The 17,264-nt window shown below is 46.0% G+C and carries 17 protein-coding genes and 1 other RNA gene; all 18 read left to right on the top strand.

What is annotated here, in order from left to right; translation table 11 throughout:
* The 18 genes from LKD36_RS14415 to LKD36_RS14330 all read left to right on the top strand — a co-directional run bounded on the left by LKD36_RS14415 (position 1) and on the right by LKD36_RS14330 (position 17,005).
* Positions 1-1,482: a tripartite tricarboxylate transporter permease gene (locus LKD36_RS14415; protein ID WP_308460028.1), complete on the top strand. Its 1,482-nt coding sequence runs from the start codon at positions 1-3 to the stop codon at positions 1,480-1,482.
* 236 nt (positions 1,483-1,718) lie between these two features.
* A complete protein-coding gene (locus tag LKD36_RS14410) occupies positions 1,719-2,774 on the top strand; it encodes a tripartite tricarboxylate transporter substrate binding protein (protein ID WP_308460027.1) in 1,056 nt (351 codons plus the stop codon).
* 78 nt (positions 2,775-2,852) lie between these two features.
* A complete protein-coding gene (locus LKD36_RS14405; RefSeq protein ID WP_118771278.1) occupies positions 2,853-3,305 on the top strand; it encodes a tripartite tricarboxylate transporter TctB family protein in 453 nt (150 codons plus the stop codon).
* 21 nt (positions 3,306-3,326) lie between these two features.
* On the top strand, positions 3,327-4,826 hold the full coding sequence (locus tag LKD36_RS14400) for a tripartite tricarboxylate transporter permease (RefSeq protein ID WP_308460026.1): 1,500 nt from the start codon (positions 3,327-3,329) through the stop codon (positions 4,824-4,826).
* 28 nt (positions 4,827-4,854) lie between these two features.
* A complete protein-coding gene (locus LKD36_RS14395; RefSeq protein ID WP_308460025.1) occupies positions 4,855-6,033 on the top strand; it encodes an amidohydrolase family protein in 1,179 nt (392 codons plus the stop codon).
* A 148-nt stretch (positions 6,034-6,181) separates the two neighbouring features.
* Positions 6,182-6,961, top strand: coding sequence for a TatD family hydrolase (locus LKD36_RS14390; protein ID WP_308460024.1), 780 nt, complete (start codon positions 6,182-6,184; stop codon positions 6,959-6,961).
* Positions 6,958-7,836, top strand: coding sequence for a 16S rRNA (adenine(1518)-N(6)/adenine(1519)-N(6))-dimethyltransferase RsmA (rsmA, locus tag LKD36_RS14385; RefSeq protein ID WP_308460023.1), 879 nt, complete (start codon positions 6,958-6,960; stop codon positions 7,834-7,836). The genes LKD36_RS14390 and rsmA overlap by 4 nt, the downstream gene beginning before the upstream one ends.
* Before the next feature lie 44 nt (positions 7,837-7,880).
* Positions 7,881-8,408, top strand: coding sequence for a hypothetical protein (locus LKD36_RS14380; protein ID WP_308460022.1), 528 nt, complete (start codon positions 7,881-7,883; stop codon positions 8,406-8,408).
* Positions 8,335-8,823 (top strand): tRNA adenosine(34) deaminase TadA, encoded by a 489-nt coding sequence (gene tadA / locus LKD36_RS14375; RefSeq protein ID WP_331465246.1) that lies wholly within the window; start codon positions 8,335-8,337, stop codon positions 8,821-8,823. The genes LKD36_RS14380 and tadA overlap by 74 nt, the downstream gene beginning before the upstream one ends.
* A gap of 59 nt (positions 8,824-8,882) precedes the next feature.
* Positions 8,883-9,144, top strand: an RNA gene (gene ffs, locus LKD36_RS14370) — signal recognition particle sRNA large type.
* A gap of 123 nt (positions 9,145-9,267) precedes the next feature.
* A complete protein-coding gene (locus tag LKD36_RS14365) occupies positions 9,268-10,344 on the top strand; it encodes a 6-phosphofructokinase (protein WP_118771284.1) in 1,077 nt (358 codons plus the stop codon).
* Between the two features lies 1 nt (position 10,345).
* The gene (gene dnaX, locus LKD36_RS14360; RefSeq protein WP_308460021.1) at positions 10,346-11,905 is read left to right on the top strand and encodes a DNA polymerase III subunit gamma/tau; all 1,560 of its coding nucleotides are present in this window, start codon (positions 10,346-10,348) and stop codon (positions 11,903-11,905) included.
* Between the two features lie 13 nt (positions 11,906-11,918).
* Positions 11,919-12,266, top strand: a complete 348-nt coding sequence (locus LKD36_RS14355; RefSeq protein ID WP_118771286.1) for a YbaB/EbfC family nucleoid-associated protein — start codon at positions 11,919-11,921, stop codon at positions 12,264-12,266.
* Complete coding sequence (gene recR / locus LKD36_RS14350) at positions 12,266-12,862, top strand: recombination mediator RecR (RefSeq protein WP_118771287.1); 597 nt, start codon at positions 12,266-12,268, stop codon at positions 12,860-12,862. The genes LKD36_RS14355 and recR overlap by 1 nt, the downstream gene beginning before the upstream one ends.
* A 13-nt stretch (positions 12,863-12,875) precedes the next feature.
* Complete coding sequence (locus LKD36_RS14345) at positions 12,876-13,919, top strand: aldose epimerase family protein (RefSeq protein WP_308460020.1); 1,044 nt, start codon at positions 12,876-12,878, stop codon at positions 13,917-13,919.
* A gap of 118 nt (positions 13,920-14,037) precedes the next feature.
* On the top strand, positions 14,038-15,156 hold the full coding sequence (locus tag LKD36_RS14340; RefSeq protein ID WP_308460019.1) for a LysM peptidoglycan-binding domain-containing protein: 1,119 nt from the start codon (positions 14,038-14,040) through the stop codon (positions 15,154-15,156).
* A complete protein-coding gene (locus LKD36_RS14335; RefSeq protein ID WP_308460018.1) occupies positions 15,062-16,393 on the top strand; it encodes a DUF5711 family protein in 1,332 nt (443 codons plus the stop codon). The genes LKD36_RS14340 and LKD36_RS14335 overlap by 95 nt, the downstream gene beginning before the upstream one ends.
* A gap of 15 nt (positions 16,394-16,408) precedes the next feature.
* On the top strand, positions 16,409-17,005 hold the full coding sequence (locus LKD36_RS14330) for a CvpA family protein (protein ID WP_118771291.1): 597 nt from the start codon (positions 16,409-16,411) through the stop codon (positions 17,003-17,005).
* The last annotated feature ends 259 nt before the right edge of the window (positions 17,006-17,264 follow it).

Raw genomic sequence — 17,264 nt, 5'->3', positions numbered from 1 at the left:
ATGGAAAATATTATGATTGGATTTTCCAATGTATTTCAGCTCAGCAACCTCTTTATCTGTATCGGAGGACTGATGGTTGGCGTTTTGTTCGGTGCATTGCCAGGATTTTCCGCAACGATGGCGGTAGCGGTGTTTGTTCCATTTACTTATGTAATGGAGCCTGGTCCGGCACTTCTTCTGCTAAGTGCGTTGTATTGCGGCGGTGTATACGGTGGTTCTATTCCGGCCGTTCTGGTTGGAATACCTGGAACTCCGGCATCTGCACCGACAGCGCTGGAAGGTAAGGCAATGGTGCGGAGAGGAAAAGCAGGACAGGCGTTGAATCTGGTTACGATAGGTTCCTGCTTCGGCGGATTTATAAGTTCTGTTGCACTTCTGATCTGCGCACCTCTGCTTGCAAAGATTGCGAAAATGGTAGGACAGCCGGAGCAGATGTTTGTAGCGATTTTCGGACTTTCTGTAGTCGTTATGCTGTCTCAGGATAATCTCTTTAAAGGATTGATGGTGGCATTTGTCAGTCTTCTGCTTGCGACTTTCGGACAGGATCCGGTAGAGGGATTTCCGAGATTTACCTATGGTCTTTCCCAGCTGACCGGAGGATTTTCTGTAGTTCCGGTACTGATTGGTATCTTCTCACTTCCGGAAGTATTTAAGATGCTGGAAGATCCGTTTGGAAAAATGTCAGAGTCCGGTAAAGTTGGTTCTATGAAGATCGGAAGGGGAATCATAAAAAAGAACTGGATCAATGCATGGCGTTCCACTATTATGGGTGTTATCGTTGGTATTATTCCGGCGGCAGGACCGGATATTGCGGCATTTCTCTGCTATAATGAAGCCAAAAAAGCTTCCAAAACACCAGAAGAATTTGGAAATGGAAGTGATGAGGGAATTATCGCAGCTGAGTGTGGTAATAATGCGGTAACTGGTGGTTCGCTGATCCCGCTTCTTACCCTTGGAATTCCGGGAAGTGCACCTGCAGCTATTTTCCTCGGCGCTATGATTATCCATGGCATGCGTCCGGGTCCGACCATGTTTACCGAACATGCAGATTCTGTTTATACAATGATCATTGGTTTTGCCCTGATTAATCTGCTGATGTATCTGGTTGGTATGCTGTACTGCAAATGTGGAAGCCTGATTCTGCTGATCCCGAAATCTGTTCTTGCCACTGTCATTGTTGTTCTGGCATCTGTAGGTACGTTTGCAACGAATAAAAATATGTTCGATGTTTATGTGATGTTTGTGTCTGGTGTGATTGCTTATATTATGATACGAAATGAGTTCCCGATTGCACCAATTGCCCTTGCACTTCTTCTTGGAACGACCATGGAAAAGGCAATGTCCCTGACCCGTACCATGTATGAGGGACAGATGTATATGATTTTCAGCAGACCACTGACACTGGGACTTGCGCTGTTTACCGTATTCTCCTTTGTATTCCCATTTGTGAAGATGCATCTGGATAAAAAGAAACAGCAATAGTTGCAAGAATATGCAAAGAAAATAAAACAAAATGCAAAGAAATGCAATAGTTCAGATTCCGCAAAAAACCTCTGTGGAAAATGTTAAGAATTTGTGAACTTGAAAAAACCTTGAGTTTTCGGCATTTTGTCAAAAACAAAAGGAAATTGGAATTGTTTTTGGACAAGTTGGCACGAGGCTTGCTCTATATAGGGGCAACAAGAAAAAACAAAAGTTTTTCATGGAGGGAAAGAAAAATGAAAAGAAAAAGTTTGGCGTTACTGATGGCTGCAATCACTGTATTCAGCGCAGTTGGATGTGGATCCAAGGATGCGGCAGCAGACACAACCACAGCTGAGCCGGCAGCAGAGGAGACCACCGAGGCATCTGATGATGCAGCAGCAGCTGACACTGCATCTGATGCAGATGGCTTCTATGCTGGAAAAACGGTAGAGATGATCGTACCGTGGGCAGCAGGCGGTGGAGCTGATACTGCATGTCGTCTGATTTGCTCTTATATGGAGAAAGAGCTTGGATGCACCATCGTTATCAACAATGTAACCGGTGGCGGCGGAAGTATCGGTCTTGCACAGCTGACCACAGCTAATCCAGACGGACTGACCTATGCATACTTTGCAAACACTGACTCTAATGGAGACATCATGCTGGAAGGTGTTCCGTACACTGCAGAGGATTTCGCTCCGGTATGTAAATTTGCAGCTGACCCGCACATCATTCTTGCATCCAATGCATCTGGCATCACGGATATGGATGGCCTGATTGCAGCAGGACAGGATGGAACTACTCTGTGGGGAATCGGCGGCGCATGGACTCACTGGGATTTCCTGAAACTGGAGTTTGAAGAGGCAACCGGAACTAAATACAAACGTCTCGTATATGATGGAGGCGCATCTGTTATTACCGATATCATGAATGGTGACTGTACCATCGGAACTCCGTTCGTATCTGAGGCTCTTTCCGCAATTGATGCAGGAGAGGCAGTGCCGATCGCTATTACCAGTGCTGAGAGAAATGATGCATGCCCGGATATCCCGACAGTCGCAGAGTTGACTGGCAAAGACTTCGAGTCCACCATGTGGAGAGGTTTTGTAGCACCAGCAGGAACTGATGAAGCAGCTATGAGAGAGTTTGCAGAGGCAGTTGGAACTGTATGTGAGAATCCGGAATTCCAGGATGCAGCTACCAAAGCAGGCGTTACCGTTGATTACACAGATTACGATGCATTCCAGGATTTCTACTGGGAGAATCATGAATCTGTAAAAGCTTACTATGAAGCAAATGCTAATATGTAAGTAAAAAGTTATCATACGAGTGAATGAATGCACCGGGCAGTTTCTACACTGCCCGGTTCTTAAAAGGAGGGGCTGTTTTTGAAAAAGAGTTTTCCGGATATGATTATCAGTATCGTTCTGCTTGCATTCCTGACTTCCCTTGCAGTGCAGGTTCCGCAGATTCCGGCAGTGTCCAAGGGATATCCGCTGGTATTACTGATTGTCTCCTATCTTATGACATTTTATCTGCTGATCAGCAGTGTAGTAAAATTGAAATCCGAAGATAAGCAGAAAACCCAGGTGATTGAACAGGCAAAGATTATTGTTCCGTACTGCCTGATGATCGTGGTATATCTGTTCCTTATGAACAAGATCGGATACATTGCATCTACGGTTGTATTTATGCTTGCTTCCCTGATCTATCTGAAACTGAAAAATAAGGTATTGATGGTTATATTGACCGTCGCTCTTACTGTTGTTGTATATTTTGTATTTACAAATTTCCTGACCGTAATTCTTCCGAGAGGAAGCTGGTTCAATATCGCATTTTAGGCAGAAAGGAGATTAAGCTTTATGGAAAATATTATGATTGGTTTTGCCAATGTATTTCAGCTGAGTAATCTTCTTGTCTGCATTGGCGGTCTGTTTATCGGAGTTCTCTTCGGAGCACTCCCGGGATTCTCTGCAACCATGGCAGTGGCAATCTTTGTACCGTTTACTTATGTTATGGAGCCGGGTGCTGCACTTCTTCTTTTAAGTGCTCTGTACTGCGGTGGTGTATTTGGTGGTTCTATTCCGGCCGTTCTGGTAGGTATTCCTGGAACACCGGCATCCGCACCGACCGCGCTGGAAGGTAAAGCACTTGTCAGAAAAGGTGAGGCAGGACGTGCGCTCAACCTGGTAACTCTGGCCTCCTGCTTTGGTGGTTTTGTAAGTTCCGTCGCTCTTCTGGTATGTGCTCCTCTTCTTGCAAAGATTGCAAAGATGGTAGGGCAGCCGGAGCAGATGTTCGTAGCAATTTTCGGTCTTTCCGTAGTTGTTATGCTGTCTCAGGATAATTTGTTCAAAGGCCTGATGGTAGCAGTTGTCAGTCTTCTGCTTGCAACCTTCGGACAGGATCCGGTAGAAGGATTCCCGAGATTTACATATGGTCTTTCTCAGCTGACCGGAGGTTTCTCTGTAGTGCCGGTGCTGATCGGTCTGTTCTCGCTTCCGGAAGTATTCAAGATGCTGGAAGATCCGCTTGGAAAGATGGCAGAGTCCGGCAAAGTCGGTTCCATGAAACTGAAGATTGAAGATATTACACACAATATGTTTAATGCAATCCGTTCCACGGTACTTGGCGTGCTGATCGGTATTGTACCGGCGGCAGGACCGGATATTGCAGCATTCCTGTCCTACAACGAGGCTAAGAAAGCATCCAAACACCCGGAACAGTTCGGAAACGGAAGTGCAGAAGGTATCGTGGCAGCAGAGGCAGCCAACAACGGTGTTACCGGTGGCTCCCTGATCCCGCTTCTTACCCTTGGTATTCCGGGAAGTGCTCCGGCAGCTATCTTCCTCGGTGCAATGATTATTCATGGTGTTCGTCCGGGCCCAACACTGTTTACCCAGCATGCTGACACCGTATACACCATGATCATCGGTTTTGCACTGATCAACCTTCTGATGTATATCGTAGGTATGATCTACTGCAAATGTGGAAGTCTGATTCTGGTCATTCCGAAATCCATTCTGGCTACTGTTATCGTAGTACTTGCAGTAGTTGGTACTTTTGCAACCAATAAAAATATGTTCGACGTATACGTAATGCTCGGTGCAGGAATCATTGGATACATTATGTTGAGAAATGATTTCCCGATTTCACCGGTAGCGCTTGCACTTCTTCTTGGAACCAACATGGAGAAATCTCTGTCCCTGACCCGTACGATGTATGAAGGACAGTTCTACATGGTATTTACAAGACCGCTGGCAGCAGCACTGGCTATCTTTACTGTATTCTCCTTTGTATTCCCGCTGGTGAAGATCGCAAAAGAGAAGAAGAAAAAGAAAGCAGAAGAAGGACAGGCTTAATCATTACCACCAGAAGGAGAATGAATACATGTCTTTAACCGCTGTTTATGCAAAAAAAGCCCTGATCGGAGAAGAACTGCAGGTTCTTGATGATGCCTGCATTCTGATCGAAGAAGAGAGCATTAAAGAAATAACAACCCGCAAGGAGTTTGAAGCATCCGGAAGAGAGGCAACAATTGTCTATCTTGGCGACAAAACCGTTCTGCCAGGTATGTTCGAGTGTCATAACCATCTGGCTCTGGATGCAAGACTTCCGGGCCATCTGGATATGATGAACCAGAGTGAGTGCGAGCACACACTTCTGGCTCTCAATGGACTGAAAGACGATCTGATGTCCGGTGTTACCACGGCAAGATGTCTGGGAGACCGCAATTACATCGATGTGGTACTGAGAAATAAAATCAGAGAGAACAAAGTGACAGGACCGGACCTCCTGGTATGTGGAATCGGAATGAAGGGCCGTCACGGTCATGGATATGTAGGTATGCCGCATTCAGGAGTGGAAGAGTTCAGAAGAACCGCCCGTGAAAATATGTTCCACGGAGTAGATATCCTGAAAATCTTCGTCACACCGGGTGGAGCAGCTGTGACTCCGGATGAATTCATCCCGTGTTTCATCTCCTATGATGAGATTCGCACCGTTGTGGAAGAGGCAAAGGCGCTGAATATCAAGACTGCCGCACACTGTATCGGAGGTAAAGGACTTGAGTACTGTGTAAAAGCAGGTATTGATGTGATCGAGCATGTATACAGTATCACTCCGGAGCAGGTAAAACTGGTAGAAGAAGAACATAAAGGATGGATTGATATGACATCCGGTATCGTGCTTGACCCGGAGAGAGAACCGTACTGCCCGCCGGCAGCTGTTCAGAAAACCCGTGCTGCAAGAGAGTATTCCAGACAGTGCATGAATCAGATCTATCAGAGCGGAAAGATCCGTTATACCATAGGAACTGATGCCAATCACGGTCTGCTTTACAAAGAACTGGAGTTCGCATGTGAAGGCGGCGCAACTACCATGGATGCACTGAAAGCTGTTACTGTAAATGCAGCAAAAATGTGCGGTGTGGAGAAGAAAAAAGGTATGCTGAAAGAAGGCATGCAGGCAGATATCATCGCAGTTGATGAGAATCCGCTGGAAAACATCCATACGCTTAAAAATGTCAGCTTTGTTATGAAGAGAGGACAGATTTATAAAGACGTATAAGACAAGGTAACCCAAATTTTTTCACTTTTCATAGAGACCGGGCTGTTGGAGAAATCTGACAGTCCGGTCTTTGACTTTCTGATAAAGATGTTGCGCTGTGTATTTAAAATCGGTATACTGAATAACAGATTGTAAGGAGACAAAAAAGATGATTTTTGATACCCATGCACATTATGATGATGATGCATTTGATGATGACAGAGAAGAACTGTTGTCTTCGCTGAAAAGTGCGGGAGTAGGAATTGTGGTAAATTCAGGAGCCAGTCTCGACGGATGCCGGAGAACCATAGAACTGACTGAAAAATATCCATTTATCTATGGTACCCTGGGCGTACATCCGGATGAGGTAGGGGAACTGAATGAGGAAACCTTTTTCTGGTTGAAGGAGCAGTTGATGCGGCCGAAGATCGTGGCAGTAGGTGAGATTGGCCTCGATTATTACTGGGATAAAGAGAAGAGAGAGATTCAAAAGGAGTGGTTTGTTCGTCAGCTCCGTCTTGCAAAAGAATTGAAAAAACCGGTGGTCATTCACAGCCGGGAAGCAGCAGCCGATACTATGGAAATTTTAAAAGCTGAAGTATCGAAGGAGATTTCCTATGAGATGCACTGTTATTCTTATTCGCCGGAGATGGCTGCAGAATATCTGAAGATGGGATTCTACCTGGGAATTGGCGGAGTGCTGACCTTTAAAAATGCGAAGAAATTAAAAGAAGTGGTGGAGATAGCACCCATAGAGAGATTGCTTCTGGAGACGGATTGTCCGTATCTGGCTCCGGTACCGAACCGGGGAAAACGAAATGATTCCACCAATATTCATTATGTGGCTGAAGAACTGGCGCGTCTGAAAGGAATGACCCCGGAAGAAGTGATCCGGATCACGGAAGAGAATGCCAGAAGATTTTACAGAATTTCGGAGGAGAACGTATGAGCAGACCGGAACCAAGACTTGGAAATCCTAAAAATACGATAGAAATTTTGCAGAAATACAAATTTGTATTTCAGAAAAAATTCGGACAGAATTTTCTGATCGACGAACATGTGCTGGATAAAATTATCAGTGCAGCCGGTATTGGTTCGGACGATTTTGTAGTGGAGATCGGACCGGGAATCGGGACGATGACTCAGTATCTGGCATATGCAGCGCGCGGTGTTGCTGCCGTGGAGATCGATAAAGCACTGATTCCGATTCTTCAGGATACATTATCTCTCTATGATAATGTAACTGTAATTAATGAAGATGTACTGAAGGTGGACTTAAAAAAACTGGCGGATGAGATGAATGAAGGAAAGCCGGTAAAGGTGGTTGCAAATCTTCCATATTACATCACCACACCGATTATTATGGGACTGTTTGAGAGTCATGTGCCGGTCGAAAGCATCACAGTCATGGTGCAGAAGGAAGTAGCGGACCGGATGCAGGCAGATCCGGGAAATAAGAATTATGGAGCACTGTCACTGGCGGTTCAGTATTATGCGGAGCCTTACATTGTGGCAAATGTGCCGCCGAACTGTTTTATGCCTCGGCCCAATGTAGGATCTGCGGTGATCCGTCTGGATGTACACAAAGATCCTGCAGTGAAAGTGAAGGATGAATCGCTCATGTTCGGGATTATCCGTGCGTCATTCAATCAGAGAAGAAAAACGCTCCAGAACAGCATCAGCCATGATCCGAAACTTGGAATTGATAAAGATATGGTAGCGGCGGTGTTGGAAGAAATGGGATTGTCCGCAACTGTGAGAGGGGAAGCGTTAAGTCTTGCCCAGTTTGCAGAATTTACGGATCGTGTGCTCAGTCATAAATAGAGGCATGTCTGCATAAAATAAGCCTAGGGACGGGAGGAGATTTTATGCAGGATTATCGAAGAAAGATTGCATATCTGTATGCGTATGAAGGCGGAGAAAAACTTGGAAATGCAGGTTTTGTGAAAGCAGAAGACCGTGGGGGGATCTGCCGGCTGGCAGTACATCTGAGATGCTATAGCCGCTCAGGAGAAGATCCCGGGAAAGTGTATCTTTATTTTCGACACAGGCAGCAGCTGGTGGGTATCTATTTGGGAGCGCTGAAAAATCGAAACGGGGCACTGGAATGGCAGGGGACTTTTTCTTCAGATGACATCCAGGGGAAAGGAATCCGTTTCGGACAGACAGAGGGAGTCTGGATTCAGAGACCGGGAGGAAAAGAATACGTGGCAGAATGGGATGATTATCCGGTGGATATCAGCCGTTTTGTGATCTATCCGAAGGGCGGGGAGAAATGTATCCGATGCCCGTGGTTTGGAAAGTGTGAGAGGAGCAGCGTGGATGAAGCTGACAGAAGAGGAACGGTATATGAAGGAAGCGATCCGGCAGGCCAGAAAAGCCGGGAAGCTGAATGAAGTCCCCATTGGATGCGTGATTGTGAGGGATGGAAAAATCATAGCCCGTGGATACAATAGAAGGAATACAGATCTCAATACGCTGGCCCATGCGGAATTGCAGGCTATAAGGAAAGCCAGCCGCGTGGTAGGTGACTGGCGGCTCGAAGACTGTGTAATGTACATTACACTGGAACCGTGTCAGATGTGTGCGGGTGCTATTGTGCAGGCACGGATTCCCAAAGTCGTGATCGGAAGCCGGAATCCAAAAGCTGGATGTGCCGGTTCGGTTCTGGACCTTCTGCATGTGCCTGCATTCAATCATCAGGTAGAGCTGGAAGAGGGCGTTCTAAAAGAAGAATGTTCAGAACTTCTGGTCAGCTTTTTTCGGGAGCTTCGGCAGAAGAAAAAGGCAAATGAATTGACAAACCGATAAAAAACGGCTATACTGAACAAGCATCTTTGAAGATGCAGCTGAATATTGTCATAAACTTTCCGTGCAGCCGGGGAGATGGCGGTGCCCTGTACCTACAATCCGCCTTAGTGGGGGTGATATCCTGCCCCGGGCTGTTTGGTCGGAAGCTGCCCTGTATAAGTGGCATTGATGTCCGGGTCCTGCGCAACAGGAACCTGTGAACCGTGTCAGGTTGGGAACAAAGCAGCACTAAGCGGGATCTTCTGTGTGCCGCAGGGGTGCCTGGGCTGAGTTAACTGTACAGGTAACGTACCGGTCGGCAGTTCAAAGCAGGATGCACGGATTTAAAAAGATAAAGAGGGCTTCTCAGGCAACTGGGAAGTTTTTTTTGTTATGCATTTCTTGTGAAAAGTCTTTTCGTAGGGTATAATCAGAATAAATCCAAAGAATAAAGGAGAACAGACTATGAAGAGAGTTGGTCTTTTGACGAGCGGCGGAGACTGTCAGGCGTTGAATGCAACCATGCGTGGCGTGGCAAAAGGACTGTATAACGAGTTGGGCGGAGACGTCGAGATTTATGGATTTGAAGAGGGATATAAGGGACTGATTTATAATGAATACCGTCTGATGACAGGACGGGATTTCTCTGGAATTCTTACAAGAGGAGGAACGATTCTCGGAAGTTCCAGACAGTCATTTAAGACAATGAGAACGCCAGATGAGAACGGGCTTGATAAGGTAGCAGCCATGAAACAGAATTATAAGAGACTGGACCTGGACTGCCTGGTAATTCTTGGTGGAAATGGAACGCAGAAAACAGCTAATTTGCTCAGCGAAGAAGGTCTGAATGTCATTCATCTTCCGAAGACAATTGATAATGATATCTGGGGGACAGATATGACCTTTGGTTTTCAGAGTGCAGTAGATATTGCAACGGAGTGTATTGACTGCATCCATACAACGGCAGCTTCCCATGGACGTGTATTCATCGTGGAAGTCATGGGTCACAAAGTAGGCTGGCTGACGCTTCATGCCGGAATTGCGGGCGGTGCAGATATCGTTCTCATTCCGGAGATTCCGTACGATATCAATAAAGTATGTGAGGCAATTGAGAAGCGGAATAAGGCGAAAAAAGGCTTCACAATTCTCGCCGTTGCAGAGGGTGCCATTTCTAAAGAAGATGCAGCACTTTCCAAGAAGGAATATAAAAATAAGATGGCCAACTATCAGTACCCATCCGTATCTTATGAACTGGCAGATCAGATCAAAGAGCAGATTGGTGCAGACGTCAGAGTAACGGTTCCGGGGCATACACAGAGAGGCGGTTCGCCGGTTCCGTATGACCGTGTACTTTCTACCCGGCTGGGAGCCCGTGCCGCAAAACTGATTGTGGATGAGGAGTACGGATATATGGTCGGTATTGTAAATGGGGAGACATGTAAAGTGCCATTAGGTGAAGTGGCAGGAAAGCTTAAGATGGTAGACCCGAATTCAGGAATCATTGAAGAGGCCAAGATGATCGGCATCAGTTTCGGAGATTAAGATGTCTTATACCGCATTATACAGAAAATTCCGTCCATCTGAATTTTCGGATGTAAAAGGACAGGATCATATTGTAACAACGTTGAAAAACCAGATCGAGGCAGATAGAATCGGACATGCCTATCTTTTCTGTGGTACCAGAGGTACCGGTAAGACAACCGTTGCAAAGATCTTTGCCCGCGCAGTGAACTGTGAACATCCGGTGGACGGAAATCCCTGCGGGGAATGTGCCATGTGCCGTGCTATTGCGTCGGGTGCATCCATGAATGTGATTGAGATTGATGCTGCATCCAACAATGGTGTGGATAATATCCGTGAGATTCGTGATGAAGTGGCATATTCACCGACAGAAGGAAAATATAAAGTTTATATTATTGATGAGGTGCACATGCTTTCCATCGGGGCATTCAATGCACTTCTGAAGACACTGGAAGAACCACCTTCCTATGTGATCTTCATTCTGGCAACGACGGAGGCGCACAAGATTCCTGTGACGATTCTGTCCCGCTGTCAGAGATATGATTTCCGGAGAATTACGACTGAGACGATTGCCGCCAGACTCCGGGAACTGATGGATACAGAAAAAGTAGAGGTGGAAGACCGGGCACTGACGTATATTGCCAAGGCAGCGGATGGTTCCATGCGTGATGCATTGAGTCTTCTGGATCAGTGTATTGCATTCTATCTGGGGCAGAAGCTTACTTATGAGCATGTCTTGGAAGTCCTGGGTGCCGTGGATATCGATGTGTTCAGTAGTCTGTTTCGTAAGATTTGCAGACAGGAAGTCACGGATGTAATCCAGGAAGTGGAAAAGATTATTTTACAGGGACGAGAACTCTCCCAGTTTACGGTAGATTTTATCTGGTATTTGAGAAATCTTCTGATGCTCAGTACCGATGATCATATGGCGGAGATGTTGGATGTGTCAGCGGAAAATCTGATACGGATGCAGGAAGAGGCTGCCATGACGGACCCAGAGACGCTGATGAGGTATATTCGTGTATTTTCCGAACTGTCAGGGCAGCTTCGGTATGCAACGCAGAAACGTGTGCTGGTGGAGATTGCACTGATCAAACTGTGCAGGCCTTCCATGGAGAAAAACTACGATTCTCTGCTGCAGAGAATTTCTCAGATCGAGCAGAAATTGGAGCAGGGGGCAGTATGTACGCCTGCAGCAGCCGGAACAGATTCTTTAGCGCAGAAAATGCCGGCTGCTCAGCGGGAAAAGCTTCCGAGAGAAGCAATGTCAGAAGATGTTCAGCTGTTTATAAACAGATTTCAGGAGCTTCGAAGAAAAATGGGAGGCATGCAGAGTCAGCAGCTGAAGGATGCGGTGGTGAGAGAACTGCCGGAAGGCGCCGGAATACAGGTGATTCTCGGCAGAGAACTGCCGGTAGACGAGCAGGCGCTTTCAGAAGATCTGCAGCGTATGATAGAGAAAGAACTTCATGTGCAGATGAAGGTACAGGTTCATACTCCTCATACAGATCCGAGACCGCAGGAGCCGGTGGCAGATCTGTCGGGGTTTATAGATATGGAAATAGAAGTAGATTCAGAATAGGAGGATTTTTAATATGGCAAGAAGAGGAGGATTCCCGGGTGGAGGAATGCCGGGCAATATGAGTAATCTGATGAAGCAGGCACAGCGCATGCAGCGTCAGATGGAGGAGAGCGCAAAAGAACTGGAGAGCGCGGAATTTACAGCGGCAGCAGGCGGCGGAGCAGTAGAAGTGACGGTGACCGGTAAAAAAGAAGTGACTAAAGTCAAACTGGATCCGGAAGCAGTTGATCCGGACGATGTGGAGATGCTGGAAGACCTTATTATGGCAGCAACCAATGAGGCGCTCAGAAAAGCAGAAGAAGCATCCGCAGCGAATATGGCGAAACTGACCGGAGGATTGGGCGGAGGAATGCCGTTCTAATGGAGTATTACAGTAATCAGATTGGACAGCTGGTGGAACAGCTGTCTTCTTTGCCTGGAATAGGTGCCAAGACCGCACAGCGGCTGGCGTTTCATATTATTGATATGCCGCAGGAGCGGGTAGAAAAACTGGCAGAAACCATGGTCAGTGCCAGAAAAACAATCCGTTACTGCAAAGAATGCCTGACCCTGACGGATCAGGAACTCTGTCCGATCTGCGCAAATCCCAACCGGAATCATAAAGTGATTATGGTAGTGGAAAATCCACGGGATATGAGTGCCTATGAAAAGACGGGAAAATATGAAGGTGTTTATCATGTGCTTCACGGGGCAATCTCGCCCATGCTGGGAATCGGTCCGTCCGATATCCGGCTGAAAGAACTGATGCACAGACTGGAAAAAGATGTGGATGAGGTGATCATTGCCACAAATTCCAGTCTGGAAGGGGAAACAACAGCCATGTATATCAGCAAACTGGTGAAGCCGACCGGAATCAAGGTGAGCAGAATTGCCAGTGGAGTTCCTGTAGGAGGAGACCTGGAGTACATTGATGAGGTAACATTGCTCCGTGCACTGGAAGGCCGCGTGGAACTGTAAGGAGGGGAAAACGGTGAGTATTTCAAAAAAAAGTTTCGGGGTTACAAAAGACGGAAAAGAGACATTTCTGTATACTATTAGTAATAAAAATGGGATGAAGGCAGCAGTGTCCAATTTCGGGGCTATTCTGGTACAGCTGATAGTTCCGGATAAAAAAGGCGGGGTTCGAGATGTGGTACTCGGCTTTGATTCGGTAGCAGGATACGAAGGGAATGACTGCTTTTTCGGTTCCACTATCGGGCGGAATGCAAACCGGATCGGCGGCGCGGAATTTGAACTGGATGGGACAATCGTTCATCTGGCGGCAAATGAGAATGGCAATAATCTTCATACAGATTTTGATCATGGATTTCACAAAGCGGTCTGGAATGCAGAACTGTTGGAAGAAGAAAATGCAGTGAGATTTTCTTATCATAGTCCAGATGGGGAAAACGGGTTCCCGGGAAATCTTGACATAAAAGTGACCTATACACTGCAGGAAGATAATGCCATCCGCATTGATTATGATGGAGTCAGCGATAAGAAGACTGTGATCAATGTGACAAACCACAGTTATTTTAATCTGAATGGACATGACAGCGGATCTATCTGTGATGAGCGGGTGATGATTCAGGCAGATGCGTTTACAGAACTCGGAGCCGGATCAATTCCGACGGGCAGAATTCTGCAGGTAGAGGGGACTCCCATGGATCTCCGTTCTGGAAAACGTGTAGGTGATGAAATTGATGCAGATTTTGGACAGCTGACTTTGACAGGTGGTTATGACCATAACTGGGTACTGCAAAATCATGGAAATCTGGAAAAGGTGGCACAGGTGGAGGATGATGCTTCCGGAATTGTGATGGATGCGTATACGGATCTTCCGGGAGTGCAGTTTTATGCAGGAAACTTTATTACCCCGCAGAAGGGAAAAGATGGAGTATCTTACGGAAACCGTCAGGCGCTTTGTCTGGAGATGCAGTATTTTCCGGATAGTATACATCATCCGGAATTTCCGCAGCCGGTATTTGATGCCGGACAGCATTATCATGCATCTGCTATTTACAAATTTCGATAATAAGATAAGAAAGACGCTTCGGCGTCTTTTTTTGTCGATAAAATAGAAAAAAAACGTATCTGTTTCGGCAAAAGAGCAGAAACTTTCGTGCTACCATTAGGCAGGATGGAGGGTAAACATGAAAACATTTCCGAAGAATATACGGCAGATAGGAGAACCTGGAGCAGGAAGAAAAATACTGATAGAGGATTATGTCTATACATATCTTCGGCAGCTGGCGGAAGATGATCTGACCTGCATGAAGACAGCAATTCTTGTGGGATATCCGGAAACAGAAGTGCTTTATATCCAGGGGGCATTTGAAGTGGATATGGGACAGGAACGGAAGTGCTGGTTTGGAAATGAGCAGTGGAGAGATATATTTGAAGTGCTTCAGAACTGGTTTGAAGGAATGGAAGTGGTTGGGTGGTATTTATCTAATCCGGGCTTTCCGCTGGCGCTGACAGAAGAAGTTAAGGTGATTCATGGGCGGCATTTTTCCGGAGATCAGTATGTATTTCTGCAGATGGATGCGTTGGAAAATGAAGAAGTTTTTTATGGAAAAAGTGAATTCGGGCTTGCGCCTTTGAATGGCTATTATATCTATTATGAAAAAAATGAAGCAATGCAGGCGTATATGAGCGGACAGAAAAAAGGAATGGGAATTGAACCAGAGGGAATTCTGGAGGATCGTGCCGCGCTTCGTTTTCGAAGTGTCATGCAGGAGAAACGGGAACATCATGCGCAGAAAAAAGCCATGACATTTCTTGGTACGGCATGTGTCTTTCTGGCGATGGTGATTCTTGTGATCGGAGTTACCCTTGTCAATAATTATGATCGTATGTCCAATATGGAAAATGAGATTTACAGGATCTCGGAAAATCTGGATCATACAGAGGGGGATACTGAACTGGCAACGGCTGTAGAAGAGGAAAACCAGGAGGCTATTGATAATATGGATGAGAAGGATGCAGCAGAGCAGGATTTAGCGGAAGAATCCTCATCCGGGCAGTCGGACGAGCCGGAGACACTGCCAGAAGAATCTCCGGATACCGGTACGGTCGAGGAACCGGTTCAGGAAGTTTTGTCACAGACAGTGCAGCAGCCGGAACAGTATACCGTGAAAACAGGTGATACGCTCAGCAGAATCAGCAGACAGCGGTATGGGACAGACACAATGGTCAGGGAAATCTGTGATGCCAACGGACTGGAAGACGGAGACAAAATTTATGCGGGACAAACCATTGTACTTCCTTGACAGAAGATGGTATACTACTGGAAACAATGGTTTCCGGAGAGAGAAAAAAACGATGGCAATACAGCTTCTGAAGAAAAACAGCGCCGTTGACGGCGATATGGACGAATACAGAAAGAATCTTCGCGGACACCGGCTCAGAATCACAGGTTTATGGGCAGGTGTTTTTGCGATTATAGTGATCGGTGCACTGGGCATCCGATCGTATCTGACACACAGAGTGTTTTCAGGCTACGAAGTGGTGCTCAGCTATGAGCGTTCAGATACCATGAATACACAGTATGCGGAATTTCAGAATTATGTGCTGAAATATGGTTCGGATGGTATTTCCTGCGTGGATAACCAGAATAAAACAGTCTGGAGCCAGACTTATAATATGCAGAATCCTATTGTGTCTGTCCGTGGAAAAAGTGTGGCAATTGCAGAAAAAAACGGGACAGAGGCGATGGTATTTGACAGTACCGGACTGCAGGGAAAGATTCAGACCTCGCTTCCGATCAGGAATATTGAAGTGTCATCCCAGGGAGTGCTGGCAGTGCTGGTGGATGATGACAATGTAACCCGTCTGTATGTGTATGATAAAAGTGGTGAACAGCTGGTGGAAGCAAAATTTGAGCTGCAGGATACCGGATATCCCATGGGAATGTCGCTGAGTTCAGATGCGACAAAACTTGCGGTTTCTTTTCTGCAGGTGAATGATGGAAGTGTTAACAGCTGCCTTGCCTTTTATAACTTCGGCTCGGTCGGGGAAAATGTATCCGATAACCTTGTGGCATCGGAGATTATCAGCGGAGAGATCATTCCAAGTGTCCGGTATCTGGACAGTACACACTGCTATGCGGTGGGGACTGGTGGAATTCTGCTCTATAATGGAACACAGATTCCGGAGAAAATTGCAGAGATTCCAACGGAACAGGAGATAGAGAGTGTCTTCTGGTCAGATAATGCGCTTGGTATTGTTGTGGAAGGAACGGAAAAAGCACATGAACTGCGTGTCTATGACAACAAGGGAAATACAGAATACACGCTGGAGTTCGATCTTGATTACAGTATGCTGAAATTCTCGGGGGAAAATCTGCTTATTTATAATGACTTTGACTGCATGATGGTAAATCGTTCGGGAAATGTGTTCTTTGAAGGGACATTTGATGAATCTATTTCCAATATCTATTCTATTTCCGGAAATATCCGGTATATGGTTATGCATGCGTCCAGAACGGATCAGATCCATCTGAAATAGGAGTGATAACAGGAAATGGAAGGAATAAATGCAGCCGATATCCTGGGGATTGTGTTTCTGGGATATGGGATTATTGACGGTTACAGAAAAGGATTTGTAAAGAAAGGAATTTTGTTTGGAATCTCTATTCTGACACTGGTGCTGGTATATATGGCGTCTCCTTATGTGGCCGAATTTTTCCGGGGGATACTTCCCGCAGCGTTTTCTCTGGAGAATGTACTGGGAACGGACAGTGATATCTACAGACTGCTCGTCTTAAGCGGATTTGGAGACGAGGCGGAAAAATATATGTATGTGATGGCGTCCAGAGTTCTTTCGGTGGTAGTTACCTATCTGACAGTAAAACTCCTCCTGAAGACGCTGATCTTTTCTTTGGAATTTGTGAGCAGGGTTCCAGGAATCAGTTTCCTGAACCGTATTGCAGGAGCAGCTTTTGGACTGCTTCAGCAGCTGCTGGTACTTTGGCTTCTGATGCTGGTGGTGGCAGTGTTCAGTATGACACCGTGGGGAAGCCAGATCTATGAGTTTGTACATGGGAGCATGGTACTGAATCTGATCTATGAGAACAACCCGATTCTGCTCATTGGAATTGTACTGGTTCTGCACCCGTAGAAAAGTATTTTCAAAAAAATAAAAAAAGCAGTTGACATTTATTGTACCAGGTGATAATATAATCGAGCTGGCTGTGAGAACGGCTGGTATACATGAACTGAGAGTTTGAAAACAATAAACTGAACTTGAAAAAAGTTAAAAAAGTTGTTGACAAGCGAATGCGAATGTGATAATATATCAGGAGTTGCTGCTGAGGCAACGAGATAAACAATGAACCTTGATAATTAAATAGTGCTTTAAAGATCTTCGAAAATTCTTT

This window comes from Hominiventricola filiformis (assembly GCF_020686965.1).
In the GTDB taxonomy this organism is placed as follows: domain Bacteria; phylum Bacillota; class Clostridia; order Lachnospirales; family Lachnospiraceae; genus Hominiventricola; species Hominiventricola filiformis.
Note: the sequence above shows the minus strand (reverse complement) of the source record. Positions and strands in the feature narration are given on the sequence as shown.